Origin of the sequence: Providencia sp. wls1916 (assembly GCF_009706585.1) — a bacterium.
GTDB classification, from domain to species: domain Bacteria; phylum Pseudomonadota; class Gammaproteobacteria; order Enterobacterales; family Enterobacteriaceae; genus Providencia; species Providencia lanzhouensis.
Genome location: NZ_WLUL01000009.1, coordinates 64,442 through 79,441, shown reverse-complemented (window position 1 = coordinate 79,441; position 15,000 = coordinate 64,442). Strand labels below are relative to the sequence as shown.

The 15,000-nt window shown below is 44.2% G+C and carries 16 protein-coding genes; 8 read left to right on the top strand and 8 right to left on the bottom strand.

Going from position 1 to position 15,000, the window contains the following annotated elements; translation table 11 throughout:
• Positions 1 to 52: 52 nt before the first annotated feature.
• From ruvC to aspS, 4 genes are all read right to left on the bottom strand, one after another.
• Complete coding sequence (gene ruvC / locus GKR61_RS03620) at positions 53 to 574, bottom strand: crossover junction endodeoxyribonuclease RuvC (RefSeq protein ID WP_036948281.1); 522 nt, start codon at positions 572 to 574, stop codon at positions 53 to 55.
• 225 nt (positions 575 to 799) lie between these two features.
• Positions 800 to 1,543, bottom strand: a complete 744-nt coding sequence (locus tag GKR61_RS03615; protein ID WP_036948283.1) for a YebC/PmpR family DNA-binding transcriptional regulator — start codon at positions 1,541 to 1,543, stop codon at positions 800 to 802.
• 30 nt (positions 1,544 to 1,573) lie between these two features.
• Complete coding sequence (gene nudB / locus GKR61_RS03610) at positions 1,574 to 2,008, bottom strand: dihydroneopterin triphosphate diphosphatase (RefSeq protein WP_154599318.1); 435 nt, start codon at positions 2,006 to 2,008, stop codon at positions 1,574 to 1,576.
• The gene (gene aspS / locus GKR61_RS03605; protein WP_154639550.1) at positions 2,008 to 3,777 is read right to left on the bottom strand and encodes an aspartate--tRNA ligase; all 1,770 of its coding nucleotides are present in this window, start codon (positions 3,775 to 3,777) and stop codon (positions 2,008 to 2,010) included. Before aspS ends, nudB begins: the two co-directional genes overlap by 1 nt.
• 351 nt (positions 3,778 to 4,128) lie before the next feature.
• Between aspS and GKR61_RS03600 the strand changes: the two genes are divergently transcribed.
• The 5 genes from GKR61_RS03600 to cmoB all read left to right on the top strand — a co-directional run bounded on the left by GKR61_RS03600 (position 4,129) and on the right by cmoB (position 7,264).
• Positions 4,129 to 4,467 (top strand): DUF4377 domain-containing protein, encoded by a 339-nt coding sequence (locus GKR61_RS03600; RefSeq protein ID WP_036948292.1) that lies wholly within the window; start codon positions 4,129 to 4,131, stop codon positions 4,465 to 4,467.
• Between the two features lie 72 nt (positions 4,468 to 4,539).
• A complete protein-coding gene (locus tag GKR61_RS03595) occupies positions 4,540 to 4,944 on the top strand; it encodes an NUDIX hydrolase (protein WP_036948295.1) in 405 nt (134 codons plus the stop codon).
• A gap of 105 nt (positions 4,945 to 5,049) precedes the next feature.
• Complete coding sequence (locus GKR61_RS03590) at positions 5,050 to 5,448, top strand: MAPEG family protein (RefSeq protein ID WP_108478193.1); 399 nt, start codon at positions 5,050 to 5,052, stop codon at positions 5,446 to 5,448.
• A 92-nt stretch (positions 5,449 to 5,540) separates the two neighbouring features.
• The gene (gene cmoA, locus GKR61_RS03585) at positions 5,541 to 6,293 is read left to right on the top strand and encodes a carboxy-S-adenosyl-L-methionine synthase CmoA (RefSeq protein WP_036948300.1); all 753 of its coding nucleotides are present in this window, start codon (positions 5,541 to 5,543) and stop codon (positions 6,291 to 6,293) included.
• Entirely contained in the window at positions 6,293 to 7,264 is a 972-nt protein-coding gene (gene cmoB / locus GKR61_RS03580; RefSeq protein WP_036948303.1) for a tRNA 5-methoxyuridine(34)/uridine 5-oxyacetic acid(34) synthase CmoB, read from the top strand. Before cmoA ends, cmoB begins: the two co-directional genes overlap by 1 nt.
• A gap of 101 nt (positions 7,265 to 7,365) precedes the next feature.
• On the opposite strand, the gene GKR61_RS03575 is transcribed toward cmoB, so the two are convergent.
• The 3 genes from GKR61_RS03575 to GKR61_RS03565 all read right to left on the bottom strand — a co-directional run bounded on the left by GKR61_RS03575 (position 7,366) and on the right by GKR61_RS03565 (position 9,588).
• Positions 7,366 to 7,794: a hypothetical protein gene (locus GKR61_RS03575; RefSeq protein ID WP_036948307.1), complete on the bottom strand. Its 429-nt coding sequence runs from the start codon at positions 7,792 to 7,794 to the stop codon at positions 7,366 to 7,368.
• A 300-nt stretch (positions 7,795 to 8,094) separates the two neighbouring features.
• The gene (gene cutC, locus GKR61_RS03570) at positions 8,095 to 8,856 is read right to left on the bottom strand and encodes a copper homeostasis protein CutC (protein ID WP_108478196.1); all 762 of its coding nucleotides are present in this window, start codon (positions 8,854 to 8,856) and stop codon (positions 8,095 to 8,097) included.
• A 177-nt stretch (positions 8,857 to 9,033) separates the two neighbouring features.
• Complete coding sequence (locus GKR61_RS03565; protein ID WP_036954540.1) at positions 9,034 to 9,588, bottom strand: VOC family protein; 555 nt, start codon at positions 9,586 to 9,588, stop codon at positions 9,034 to 9,036.
• Between the two features lie 175 nt (positions 9,589 to 9,763).
• On the opposite strand from GKR61_RS03565, the gene argS reads away from it, so the two are divergent.
• From argS to amtB, 3 genes are all read left to right on the top strand, one after another.
• Positions 9,764 to 11,494: an arginine--tRNA ligase gene (gene argS / locus GKR61_RS03560; RefSeq protein WP_036954545.1), complete on the top strand. Its 1,731-nt coding sequence runs from the start codon at positions 9,764 to 9,766 to the stop codon at positions 11,492 to 11,494.
• Positions 11,495 to 11,748: 254 nt separating this feature from the next.
• The gene (locus GKR61_RS03555) at positions 11,749 to 12,087 is read left to right on the top strand and encodes a P-II family nitrogen regulator (RefSeq protein WP_036954549.1); all 339 of its coding nucleotides are present in this window, start codon (positions 11,749 to 11,751) and stop codon (positions 12,085 to 12,087) included.
• 12 nt (positions 12,088 to 12,099) lie between these two features.
• Entirely contained in the window at positions 12,100 to 13,392 is a 1,293-nt protein-coding gene (gene amtB, locus GKR61_RS03550) for an ammonium transporter AmtB (protein ID WP_108478197.1), read from the top strand.
• Positions 13,393 to 13,461: 69 nt separating this feature from the next.
• On the opposite strand, the gene murJ is transcribed toward amtB, so the two are convergent.
• Positions 13,462 to 15,000, bottom strand: coding sequence for a murein biosynthesis integral membrane protein MurJ (gene murJ, locus GKR61_RS03545; protein ID WP_036954556.1), 1,539 nt, complete (start codon positions 14,998 to 15,000; stop codon positions 13,462 to 13,464).

Sequence of the window (15,000 nt, the reverse complement as noted above, 5' to 3'; positions counted from 1 at the left end):
ATTTTGACTCTGCTGTTTATACCACAAAAAATGCTGGATGCATATCCAGTCTTCATCTTAATCTTCCACGGGTCAACACTAAACGCGGATCGCCGACTTTCAGCAGGTTTTGATTAAAATGGCAATGTGTGATGGCAATCGCCAGCGCATCCGCAGCATCCGCTTGGGGGCTAGCCGATAATTTTAGGATAGATTTCACCATATGTTGAACTTGGCTTTTTTCTGCAGCTCCCGTTCCCACAACAGTTTGCTTGACTTGGCGAGCCGCATATTCAAAAACGGGAATATTTTGGTTTGCTGCCGCGACAATCGCCACACCACGCGCTTGCCCCAGTTTCAGAGCCGAGTCCGCATTCTTCGCCATAAACACTTGTTCGATAGATAAAACATCAGGTTGGTACTGGGTGATAATTTCCGAGACTCCCGCATAAATACGCTGCAGACGGCTTGGTAAATCATCAACTTGAGTACGAATACACCCACTTCCAAGATAGAGTAGTTGCCTACCTTGTTGGCGAATAACACCGTATCCTGTGATCCGTGAGCCAGGGTCGATACCTAGAATAATCGCCATATAAAACCTATAGTTGCCCTTTATTAATTTTCATATCATCTTATTCCCATCTAATGACAGCCACAATGGCAACAAGGAAATATCACCGTTTCCACCGGAATTTCAGTGTAAGTAGCATTCCTACCATCATAAATATAGCAAATAAAAGAGAAGGTGAAGATGGGAGAGGCGTTAGAGAAAACAGGCTGGACACAGCCCGCTTTCTCTACGCAGACATCGTCTTAATTACAGTTGCTCAGCAACTTCATCAGAGATATCACCGTTATGATAAACTTCCTGTACGTCGTCTGAATCTTCTAACATATCAATCAGACGCAGTAATTTAGGGGCAGTTTCAACATCAAGTTCGGCTTTAGTGGATGGAACCATAGAAACTTCAGCGTTTTCGCTAGTAAAACCAGCGGCATCCAGCGCATCTTTCACTTCACCAAACGTTTCTGGTGTAGTGTAAACGTCAATCGCGCCATCATCGTAAGTTTCAACGTCGTCGGCACCCGCTTCCAATGCAGCTTCCATCAGAGCATCTTCGTCCACGCCCGGTGCGTAAGTGATCACGCCACGTTTGGTGAACAGATAAGATACAGAACCATCAGTCCCTAAGTTACCGCCCGTTTTCGTAAACGCGTGGCGAACTTCAGAGACGGTACGGTTACGGTTGTCACTTAGACATTCAACCATAACCGCTGTGCCGCCAGGACCGTAACCTTCATAAATGATGGTTTCCATATTATCGTTATCATCATTACCCACACCACGTGCAATCGCACGGTTTAATGTGTCGCGAGTCATGTTGTTTGATAATGCTTTATCCACAGCAGCACGCAAACGTGGGTTAGTTGCGACATCGCCGCCGCCTAAACGCGCTGCAGTGACCAGCTCACGAATAATTTTAGTGAAAATCTTACCGCGTTTTGCGTCTTGCGCCGCTTTACGGTGTTTGGTGTTGGCCCATTTACTATGACCTGCCATGAAATATCTCCAAAAACGTCAATAAAATAATTAAACAGCAAATTCTAAAATAGCCTGGCTGTTGCTCCACGATTTTGTCAGCTTTGCCGCCTGTTGCGGTTCAAGCCAACAAAATTCTGTGTGTTCAGTCAGTAATGGCGTTTGTTCATCACTTAGCACCAATTTAAACCAATGTTCTTTACAGTGGGTTACATCCGGTGCATAACGATGCCTGAAATGCGGGAAAATTTCAAAGATGATACTTTTCGACAAATCATGTAACTGACTTGGTTGCGGGTTAAACCCCGTCTCTTCTTTGATTTCGCGAAGCGCTGCATCCGCAGCACTGTTTTCATGAAGTTCCAAACTTCCGGTCACTGATTGCCAGAAGTCTGGATCATCTTTACGCCGCATCATAAGCACCCTGCCCGTGTTTTCAGCCACCATAATGACTAATACCGATTCTGGGCGCTTATAATTTTTCATTACTCTTCTTCTTTCGCCACAACTGCAATCGCTAACTCAGTCAGCGAATCAGGGTTTGCATGACTTGGCGCATTGGTCATTAAACACGCCGCTGCGGTCGTTTTCGGGAAGGCAATAACATCACGGATGTTATCAGTTCCAGTTAACAGCATCACTAAGCGGTCTAAACCAAATGCCAAACCTGCATGTGGTGGCGTACCGTATTTCAGCGCATCTAACAGGAAGCCGAACTTTTCACGTTGTTCTTCTTCATTGATACCTAAAATACCGAACACGGTTTGTTGCATTTCGCTGCGGTGAATACGGACAGAACCGCCACCCACTTCGTAACCATTGATAACCATATCGTAAGCATTCGCAACGGCATCTTCAGGGTTTTTCGCCAGATCTTCCGGAGTGAAATCTTTTGGTGAAGTGAATGGGTGGTGCATCGCGGTTAAGCCGCCTTCGCCATTTTCTTCAAACATAGGGAAGTCGATAACCCACAGTGGCTGCCAGCTATTTAAGTTAGTCAGCTCGAAGTCACGACCCACTTTCAGGCGTAATGCGCCCATGGAGTCAGTCACCACATTTTTCGCACCCGCACCAAACAGGATAATGTCGCCATCGGCAGCGCCAGTACGTTCAATAATTTGCTCGATAATTTCTAAGCTTAGGAACTTCGCAACTGGGCTTTGAATGCCTTCTAAGCCTTTCGCGCGTTCGTTGATTTTCATCCACGCTAAGCCTTTCGCACCATAGATGCCCACGAAATTGCCGTATTCGTCAATTTGTTTACGGGTCATTGCTGCGCCACCTGGCACTTTCAGGGCTGCAACACGGCCTTTTGGATCATTTGCTGGACTTGCAAATACTGCGAATTCAACATCTTTAACAATATCAGCAACATCAACCAGTTCCATTGGGTTACGTAGATCTGGTTTATCTGAACCGTAACGACGCATCGCTTCTGCGAAGGTCATGATTGGGAAATCGCCTAAATCAACGCCTTTCACATCAAGCCACAGGTTGCGGATCATACGCTCCATCACTTCGCGAACTTGCTCCGCGCTCATGAACGAGGTTTCCACATCGATTTGGGTAAATTCAGGTTGACGGTCAGCACGTAAATCTTCGTCACGGAAGCATTTTACGATTTGATAGTAACGATCGAAGCCAGACATCATCAGCAGCTGTTTGAACAGCTGAGGGGATTGTGGCAATGCGTAGAATTTGCCTTTATGAACACGGCTTGGTACTAAGTAGTCACGCGCCCCTTCTGGCGTCACTTTGGTTAGCATTGGCGTTTCAACGTCCATAAAGCCTTCTTTGTCCATAAAGTTACGAACAAAGCTGGTGATTTTCGCACGAGTACGCAGACGATCTGACATCTCCGGACGGCGTAAATCTAAATAGCGGTATTTTAAACGACGCTCTTCTGTGTTGGTTTGGTTGCTGTCTAATGGCAGAGGTTCAGATTTGTTGAAGACTTCCAAGCCTTCAGCAAAGATTTCAATTTCACCCGTAGCCATGTCTTTGTTTTTCTGGCTATCTGGGCGCGCACGTACTGTACCTGTGATTTGGATGCAGAACTCGTTACGCAGTTCTGACGCTTTTTCAAATATGTCTTTACGCTCTGGATCGAAGAAAACTTGAACGATACCTTCACGATCACGCATATCGATAAAAATCAAACCACCTAAGTCACGACGGCGGTTTACCCATCCACAAAGAGTGACCTTCTGGCCTTCATGAGCGATATTTAATTGCCCACAATAATTAGTACGCATACTCTATCCTTTTACTCAGCTTGTTGTGCTTTTGCTTGCTGCGGGAATTTGGCATTTAGCTGAAAATTCAGAATGTCAAAAAAGGCAGACATTATATAGGAAATTCTGTTAGACAAACAGTTTGCTATACAGCTTAACTGCGAAATTGATACAAAAAAACCATCTCTAATCAATAAAAATGGTTCTTATCTATTAAAACGATCCCAACGAATCTAAAAAAATCACACACCCAATTGAGAATTAAAATTTGATTGTTTGTTAGATCATAATTTTTTTGGGAATAATTACCCGTCTCATTTTGCTATAATTACTCATATTCAGACACTTTTGCCTGAAACTAGAGGAACCTTTATGAAAAAAATTCTACTCGCATCATCCCTTCTTGTTCTGCTTGCAGGATGCCAAAACGGAAATAATACCAATACGATGAAGCCCACCAATAGCAACAATAAAATCTTTTATATCGACTCCTCTCTGGCTGACTGTGTCGGCGTTGCACCTATGAAATGCATGAAAGTTAAAGAAAAACCAACGGATGATTGGCAATATTTTTACTCATCCATTCAAGGATTCAGCTATGAGCCTGGCTATAACTACGTACTAGAGGTTCAACAATTTGATGTGCCTAACCCACCCGCTGATGCCCCAAGCATTCGTTATGAGTTAGTCAAAGTTATCGAGAAAAAATAATGTCGACGCAGGTGTAAAACCACCTGCTCTTTTCTATGATTGGCCGCAAGCTACAACAGGTTAAGGCAAAAGATGAGCACTAAAATCATTGATAAATTAGGTTTAATTACCATTCAGAATGGCAAAGTTGCCATGGTTCGTTCCCATAATAAAACCCTATTTTATATTCCTGGCGGGAAACGTGAGCACGGTGAAACTGACCAACAGGCGCTTGCTCGCGAAATCGATGAGGAACTCACATTAACCTTGCACCCTGAATCCATCCGATTCTACGGAGAATTCACAGGGTTAGCTGATGGCAAACAGGATGGCACACAGGTTTGTATTCGTTGCTACCACGCCGATTACGACGGCATCCCTCAACCCGCGGCTGAAATTGCTGAACTAGTGTGGCTAGATTCCAATGATACTGACCGCTGCTCTATCACCGCGATAGCTGTCTTGGCGCAACTTAAAGCGGATAACCTTATTCAATAATTCAAAAATGAATTATCAAAATCGATATATTTCTATTTGTAGATTTACCTATTAGGTTTTAAAATTTAGAAAATTTAATTTATCTCCATAGAGGTAGAGTAAAAAATGGTCAGTTCTTTATACGCTGTACTAGGGGCTTTATTGATACTGAGACTATCACTCAATGTCGTAAAGCTAAGAAATCAGTACCGTGTGTCTGTTGGCGATGGTGGGTTTTCTGAATTGCAAACCGCTATCCGTGTGCATGGCAATGCCATCGAATACATTCCAATTTCATTAATTTTATTACTGTTAATGGAGATGAATGGCGCCAAAGTATGGATGATCCATGTTTGCGGCATTCTGCTAATTGCAAGCCGCATGCTCCACTCTTACGGTTTAAAAAACCATGACTATTCACAGCGTCGAATGGGAATGATGGGGACTTATCTGGCTCTCGCCTTGATGATCATCGCCAATGCCTATTATCTACCTTGGGTACAAATGGTGTCGTTCTCTTTTTAGTTTTCCTTACTTTTATGCGGATTGGTTTTCAGGTTATATGGCTTTCTGCTACAATCCGCCACTACTTTTGTTCTGCTAATTAATACAAATCTATGTCAAGTCAGGATCCAAACCATAAAGACAGCCTTTTCTCCGCGCCGATCGCCAATTTAGGTGACTGGAAGTTCGATGAAAAAGTAGCTGAAGTTTTCCCCGATATGATCCAACGTTCCGTACCGGGTTACTCCAATATCATCACCATGATTGGGATGCTAGCGGGTCGCTTTGTGACACCAAATAGCCAAGTCTATGATCTGGGTTGTTCCCTTGGTGCCGCCACCCTGTCTGTACGTCGAAATATTTCAGTGGAAAACTGCAAAATCATTTCTGTCGATAATTCACCCGCTATGGTCGAACGCTGCCGCCGTCATATTGATGCGTATAAAGCCCAAACCCCTGTCGAGGTTATCGAAGGAGATATTCGCGACATTCATATTGAAAATGCGTCCATGGTTATCCTTAACTTCACATTGCAGTTTTTAAATCCCGATGACCGCGAAAAATTACTCACTAAAATTTATCAAGGGTTATTGCCTGGTGGCATTTTAGTGTTATCTGAGAAATTCAATTTTGAAGATAAGCAAATTGGTGAATTGCTTTTCAACATGCACCATGATTTCAAACGCGCCAACGGGTATAGCGAACTCGAAATCAGCCAAAAACGCAGCATGCTCGAAAATGTCATGCTCACCGACTCTGTTGAAGCGCATAAAGCCCGCTTAAAACGCGTGGGATTCACCCATTGTGAAGTCTGGTTCCAATGTTTTAACTTCGGTTCATTATTAGCATTAAAAGAGGGGCAGTAATGATCGATTTCGGTCGTTTTTATCAACAAATTGCCGTTGGCCCTCTTAGCCATTGGTTAGAAACCCTGCCAGCTCAACTGGCGGCATGGAAGAAAGAAGGCCTACACGGTGGGTTCTCTTCATGGGAGAAAATGTTAGATAACCTGCCTGTCATGACACCAACCCATTTGGATATTAAAAATAGTGTCACTGCAACGCGCGATCCGGAATTAACTGAAGGGGAAACTCGCCGTTTAAACAATATTTTGGGGCAGTTGAAACCATGGCGTAAAGGTCCATTTTCTCTCTATGGCGTCAATATCGATACCGAATGGCGTTCAGATTGGAAATGGGAGCGCGTTCTGCCCCATATTTCCCCATTAAAAGGTCGTCATGTGTTAGATGTGGGCTGCGGAAGTGGTTATCACATGTGGCGTATGCTGGGCGAAGAAGCGGAGTTTGTTGTCGGCATCGATCCTACTGAACTGTTTTTATGCCAATTTGAAGCGGTTAGAAAACTGTTAGGTGATGACCAACGCGCACATTTATTACCATTAGGTATTGAACAACTGCCTGCATTAAAAGCCTTTGATACCGTATTTTCGATGGGCGTTCTGTATCATCGTCGCTCCCCACTCGACCATTTATGGCAACTAAAAGACCAACTCGTCAGTGAAGGTGAGTTAGTGTTGGAAAGTTTGGTGATTGAAGGTGATGAATTCCAATGCCTGATCCCTGGCGATCGCTATGCACAAATGCGCAACGTTTACTTTATTCCTTCCGCCAAAATGCTCAAAGTGTGGTTAGAGAAATGCGGTTTTGTCGATGTACGCATTGTTGACCAAGCGGTGACTTCGTTAGACGAACAGCGCCGTACTGAGTGGATGCAAACGGATTCGTTAGCGGAATTTTTAGACCCTAATGATCAATCCAAAACCATCGAAGGGTATCCTGCCCCTCTACGTGCGATTTTAGTGGCAAAAAAACCGTAATATTGTAAGACGGCAATTCTCACCGGCCCTACATGACAAAACCCCCAAAAGTTCATCGAAAACTCACGGGGGTTTTTATTATGCGCCACAAAAAATAACGGCTATAAGTTATTCATTAAATACTCTTCAACTGCTTTTGCGTCATTCGCCGAATCAAAATCCATTCCTAACGATAGCGTGCCATCTTTTAATTCAATCGCCCTAGGCTTGGTATAGGAATAGTTAATATTTTTGATTTTCTCACTGACTGACTGTTTTGCCAGTTCAGAGTGTTCACAGACATTGGCTATTCCCTTGAGCATCTCTTTGCTATAACCATCGATACCAATGGTTTCGAGCTGCTCTTTTGAAAACGTTGCCCAGTCAAAGTTCGCTTTAATGTCTGACCCACAGGTTTTATTTAATGTCGTAACTTGAGAGGAAATTTCCGTTTCATATTTTTGGTGCTTCTCTTTTTCAGCTAATGAAAATGCAAACGAGGAGGTTGTGATAAACAAAAGTGATGAAGTTAATACAATTTTTTTCAGCATGATTTTTTCCTTAAAATTCATTCAGCGGTTTTTAGTTTTTACTCAGTTCAAAAATCTAAAAACAAAGGGAGGTATTTAACCTCCCTTAGACCATTGACAAACCCATCAGGTTTGGAAATGGCTCTTTTGGGGTTGTAAAATTAACAAGGAAAATCAATTCATTGATTTTCGCCTGATAACACAAAGAGGGAAAAACCACGCTTTTATCCCTCTTTGTCATCAACCTCAGGGAGGTTATTAGCCTCCCTATCTTAACTCTCCCTATCACAAATTCAGTCAGTCCTATTCCGAATTTATGATTTACGCCGGAACTTTTTCCGTTATAGAAATAAAGTCCATCATCGCTTCCACCGTTGGTCCATCCACACAGTAGTGTGTGAACTCATCGGTTTCACTGTTCGATGCCATAGTTACACCAGCTTTGCGGTAATTCATACTGGAAGGGACAGTTTTCCCTGCGGAGCTGTGCACTTCCGTTAGACCAATTTCCATAAACTTGGTCATATTTGCCAACCGAACCCCCGCACCAGCCATAATGATTGGACCATTAATTTCACGGCTTTTTTCGTGCAACTCTTTCAGTAGCGGCAAACCTAACTCAGCACTTTGTTGCTGACCGGATGTTAAAATACGTGCCACCCCAAGGTTTTTAAGTTGCTCTAATGCCAGTAACGGATTGATACACATATCAAAAGCACGATGGAAAGTAATCTCCATTCCATTCGCAATTTCCATTAAGGTCTGCATCCGTTCGATATCAATGCGCCCTTCTGTATCTAAGATCCCCACCACTGCGCCGGGAAACCCCATCTCCTTGATCATCTGTAAATCTTCACGGATCACATCAAATTCACTCACGTTATAGCAGAAATCGCCACCACGAGGACGAATAATGGGATGAACAGGTATATGAAGTTTCTCTCTCGCCAGTTTTAAATAGCCGTAGCTTGGTGTTAGCCCCCCATCGGCTGCCCCCGAACAGAGCTCAATGCGATTTGCACCATATTCTTGCGCGACTTCGGCGCATTCTATACCAAAACAGCAAATTTCCAGTTTCGCCATGAAGATCTCCAAAATGGTCATAAGCTCAGTAGAATATGAGCTGAAAATTGAGGGCCAAAACGTGCTTTTTATTAGGCATTCAACTAACTATGCCACTTTTTGTTAAATGTTATCTGCGTGATATCACACCATTTAGAGTTGGCTCTAAATAATGATCAATAACGTTAATTGCATCACTTATTTTTCGCTTTCAACGATGTTTCTAAGGGAAAATGGGTGATATTTGAGGGTAATTAAGCCGTTTGTCACGGCCAAAGTCGGATTTGGCAGTCTTTCTTGCTGACCTTTAGGTTGGCTCACTTTATAGGAGTAGCCCTCCGGTAGTGTGTCCGGTAATAAACGACGCGCTGTCTCTTCCAATAATTCTGGCGCGACATCAATGACCATTTCAATATGTTCCCAGCTCTCTTGAGGATAGATTTTATCTTTTGGAAAAGGCAGCTCGATAATATAAACATCCTGCCCAGCAACTTGAATGGGCTTTTTCAGGTCATAAAGACGAATTGGGCGACCGTTAATCAAGTTATCTGAAAGTAACTCGGCGCATTGCAATAGCCCATCATGCCAACGCTCTGCGGTTTCCTGATGATGGCAACGTACAGAAATATGGTCAATCACATAATCTGTCAAAGATAAGCCGAGTGCGTGCGCCATTGCCGTCACTTTTTTTTCAAAATAAGGTAGGTCACACCACAAATCATTTAACTGAGGGATTTTATCGAAATCTAACATTCACATAACTCTATTGATAAAAAACAAAGATAATAAAAAGTGAAACAAGTGCCAGACTGTAGCACGACTCCCCCAAAATATGGTATAAAACCTGCCGTTTTTTCTCTTCCACCTTTTAGTTACGCCCATGAAATGGCACAATGCGGTAACTATGTTCGTTATTTAAGGTAATCCGGTGAATATTCAGGCTATTCTTTCAGATAAAATCAGTGCTGCAATGCTAGCAGCGGGAGCTCCAGAAGGCTGTGACGCCCTTGTTCGTCAATCAGCTAAAGCGCAATTTGGTGACTATCAGGCTAACGGCGTGATGGGAGCTGCGAAAAAAATGGGTCTGCCTCCCCGACAACTGGCCGAGCAAATTGTCAGCCAATTAGATCTCGAAGGTATCGCATCTAAAATTGAAATCGCCGGTCCCGGTTTCATCAACATTTTTATCGACCCAACATGGATTGCCACTCACGCAGAAAACGCGCTGACCAGCGACCGTTTAGGCCTAGCACCAGTTAAAGCCGAAACCATCGTGATTGACTACTCCGCGCCTAACGTTGCAAAACAGATGCACGTTGGTCATTTGCGCTCCACGATTATTGGTGATGCTGCAGCACGTACCCAAGAGTTTATCGGTCACAAAGTAATCCGCGCTAACCACGTGGGTGACTGGGGCACACAATTTGGGATGCTGATTGCTTACTTAGAAAAAGTGCAAAATGAAGATGCCAGCGATATGGCGCTTTCAGACCTCGAAGAATTCTATCGCGAAGCGAAAAAACATTACGACGAAGATGAAGACTTTGCCGTTCGTGCCCGTGGTTACGTGGTGAAACTACAATCTGGTGATGAATACTGCCGTAAAATGTGGCGTAAACTGGTTGATATCACCATGCAACAGAACCAAGAAACTTATCGCCGTTTAAACGTCACGTTAACGGAAGATGATGTGATGGGTGAAAGCCTGTATAACAGCATGCTACCAGGCATCGTTGCTGACTTAAAAGCCAAAGGTTTAGCCGTAGAAAGCGAAGGTGCAACCGTCGTTTTCCTTGATGAATTCAAAAACAAGGAAGGCGAACCGATGGGCGTTATCGTCCAGAAGAAAGATGGCGGTTTCCTGTACACCACCACCGACATCGCCTGTGCAAAATACCGTTATGAAACCTTGCATGCGGATCGCTCTTTGTATTACATCGACTCCCGCCAGCATCAACATTTAATGCAAGCTTGGACTATCGTCCGTAAAGCGGGCTATATTCCAGAATCCATGGCGCTTGAGCACCATATGTTCGGAATGATGCTAGGAAAAGACGGTAAGCCATTCAAAACCCGTTCAGGCGGTACTGTTCGTCTGTCCGACCTGTTAGATGAAGCCGTTGAACGCGCCCAAACGCTAATCCGTGAGAAAAACCCGGATATGGCGGAAGAGGAATTACTGAATCTTGCAAATGTCGTGGGTATCGGCGCGGTTAAATATGCTGACCTGTCTAAAAACCGTACCACTGACTACATTTTCGATTGGGACAATATGTTAGCCTTTGAAGGTAACACCGCGCCATATATGCAATATGCCTATACCCGCGTTGCCTCTATCTTCAAAAAAGCAGACATTACCGAAGCAGATTTAACCCTGCCAATCGTATTAGAAGCGCCACACGAAATGGCATTAGCAACACGTTTAATGCAGTTTGAAGAGACAATCTTAACGGTTGCACGTGAAGGTACGCCACACGTTATGTGTGCTTATCTGTATGACTTAGCGGGTCTGTTCTCTAGTTTCTATGAACATTGCCCTATTTTGTCCGCAGATACCGATGCACAGCGTCAAAGCCGTTTAAAACTGGCTTTATTAACGCAAAAAACCCTAAAAGCGGGTCTGGATACGTTAGGTATCGAAACCGTCGAAAGAATGTAAGTTTTATTCTTTTGTTTAAAGCCCACTTCGGTGGGCTTTTTACTTTTCACTTCTCACGCCCCCCTTTCCCCTCTCTTTTTTGCACTATTTTTGAGCAATTTTTTGTAATCAATAGACAGCTTGCACTTAATTGGTGAGCAACCTCTCATTATTTCTCCCCATTTCAATCCATTACACCCTAAAAAACAGAAATTTAACATTTGGCACGATGCTTGCTTTATCTCTTTTGCCTTTTCAAAAAGACAGGGGGATTTATGAAGTACATCATCGCAATTATTAAACCGTTCAAATTAGAAGATGTTCGTGAAGCACTCACTGAATTAGGAATACAAGGGATGACCATCTGTGAAGTCAAAGGATATGGCAGACAGAAAGGTCACGCGGAGCTTTACCGTGGTGCGGAATATGAAGTGAGTTTTCTACCCAAAACCAAAATGGAAATCGCTATCAGCGATGACCTACTGGAACCCGCTCTCGATGCGATCATTCGTACCGCAGATACGGGGAAAGTGGGGGATGGAAAGCTGTTTGTTTTTGAACTTCTACAAGCTGTTCGCATTCGTACCAGCGAATCCGGCGATGACGCACTCTAAGGGAGATAAATAATGAGACGATTATGGTTACCTGCCGCACTCTTCGCCTTAAGTTATTTCGCACTTCCCGCCTATGCGTCGGAAGTGAATGCCGTTGATAAAGCCGATAACGCCTTTATGTTGATCTGCACAGCGTTGGTATTTTTTATGACCATCCCCGGCATTGCACTGTTTTATGGCGGATTATTACGCAGCAAAAACGTGTTATCGCTGATCACCCAAGTAATGCTGATTTTTAGTGTGGTGATTATTCTTTGGTTTGTATTCGGCTATAGCCTCGCTTTCACCGCAGGAAATAAAATCTTTGGGGATGGTTCTTTAACGTTTCTAAGCGCGATGTCCATCGACGATTTATCGGGTTCCATTAATCGATATATCCATGTTGCCTTCCAAGGCTCATTTGCGGTTATTACCCTCGCATTAATTGTCGGAGCACTGGGAGAACGCGTGCGTTTCTCTGCACTTCTTATTTTTACCGTGATTTGGTTTACGTTCTCTTATGTACCTATCGCGCATATGGTGTGGGCTGAAGGTGGATGGCTGGCGGATGATGGCGCTCTCGATTTTGCAGGCGGAACCGTGGTGCACATTAACGCCGCTGTCGCTGCATTGGTCGGTGCCTATTTGCTGGGTAAACGTAGTGACTACAGCCAAGTGGTGCTAAAGCCCCATAACTTACCGATGGTCTTTATGGGTACCGCTGTACTGTATATTGGGTGGTTTGGCTTTAACGCAGGCTCCGCAGGCAGTGCCAATAATATTGCCGCACTGGCGTTTATTAACACAGTGATTGCCACGGCTGGCGCTATCCTTTCATGGACATTTACTGAGTGGTTATTGAGAGGAAAACCCTCCATGCTTGGAAGCTGCTCCGGTTGTATCTCTGGATTAGTCGCTATCACACCTGCGGCCGGTACTGTTGGTCCTATTGGTGCACTTGTTATTGGTGTTGTCGGGGGAATTATTGGGCTTTGGGGCGTTGTCGTCTTAAAACGTTGGTTAAAAGCCGATGATGTGTGCGATGTTTTTGGTATCCATGGCACCTGCGGTATTATTGGTTGCATACTCACAGGCGTATTTACCTCGACGCTGTTTGGGGGACTTGGTTATCGTGACAACGTCACGTTATCCCATCAAGTATTTGTTCAGATTGAAAGTATTGTGGTTACCATTGTATGGTCGGGTGTAGTGGCATTTATCGCCTTTAAACTAGCTGATAAGTTAGTTGGTCTGCGGGTTTCCCCAGAGGAAGAGTGCGATGGGTTGGATCTTACCACTCATGGCGAGCGTGCTTATCATCCGTAATTGTCTACTCCCCCTCGATTGAGGGGGGAGTTTGTTCGATGTAAAGCTAATACATATGCGAATTAAGAACTACGCAATACTGCGCTTCATAAAGTCACGCGGGCGGAAGCCTAATAGATACAGCGCCACAAAGTAGCTCCCTGCTCCAATAATCACTACCCCCATCAAACGTAACATGCGCATCAGCATATTGCCGTCTTGCCACGGTGGCATAAAATGTAGTACGCCAAATAGCACCACAACCATCACCGCCAAGGCAACAAACAATTTAACTAAGAAACCACGCCAGCCTGCTAGCGGTTGGAAAATATCTTGCTTGCGTAACTGCCAATACAAAACACCGGCGTTAAAACACGCCGCCAGCCCAATAGACAGGGCTAGACCTGCATGTTGCAGAGGCCCAATAAAGGCTAAGTTCATTAACTGAGTCAGAATCAAAGTGACTATCGCAATTCTTACAGGAGTACGAATATTTTGGCGTGAATAGAAACCTGGCGCCAAGATTTTCACTAAGATCATCCCCGTTAAGCCCACACAATACGCCATTAATGCATACTGGGTCATCAAGGAGTCGTGAGCGGTAAATTTGTCATATTGGAAAAGCGAAACCGTTAACGCTTCAGATAGTATCGCTAGCCCTACCGCACACGGTAGTGCCAGTAATAAACATAAACGTAATCCCCAATCCATTAAATGGCGATATTCTTGGTGATTTCCGCTAGTAAAACTTTTAGAGAGCGATGGCAATAGGATGGTACCCAGTGCAACACCAAGCACCCCTGAAGGTAACTCCATTAAGCGGTCGGCATAATACATCCATGATACCGAACCTGATTGCAGGAATGAGGCGAAGATCGTGTTAATAATTAATGAAATTTGCGCGACAGAAACCCCGATAATCGCCGGTCCCATCATCTTCATTACTCGCCAAACACCACTATCGTGGAACGATAAACGTGGCAATACCAACATACCAATTTTCTTTAAATGCGGTAATTGGTAACCCAATTGCAGCACACCACCAACAAGAACAGCCCAAGCCAGAGACATAATCGGCGGGTCAAAATACGGCGCAGCGAACGCTGCAAAGAAAATCATGCTGACGTTTAATAGCGTCGGTGCAAACGCGGGTACCGAAAAGCGGTTCCACGTATTAAGGATCGCACCCGCTAAAGATGCCAATGAGATCAAGAAAATATAAGGGAACGTCACACGCAATAAATCTGTCGTTAGCGCAAATTTATCGGCATTCGTGGTAAAACCCGGCGCCGTCACATAAATGATCCACGGCGCAGCAAACATGCCGACAACCGTCACGATCGCCAATGCTAATGTAAGCATCCCCGAAATATAGGCTACAAACGTGCGCGTGGCCTCTTCGCCCTGCTGGTTTTTATATTCGGCAAGAATGGGAACAAATGCTTGAGAAAACGCCCCTTCAGCAAAAATTCGACGTAATAAGTTAGGGAGTTTAAAGGCGACAAAGAAGGCATCAGAAGCCGCTCCCGCACCAAATACACGGGCAATAATGGCGTCACGAATGAAGCCTAAAACCCGTGACATCATCGTCATCGAGCTGACTGCCGCTAAAGATTTTAATAAATTCAT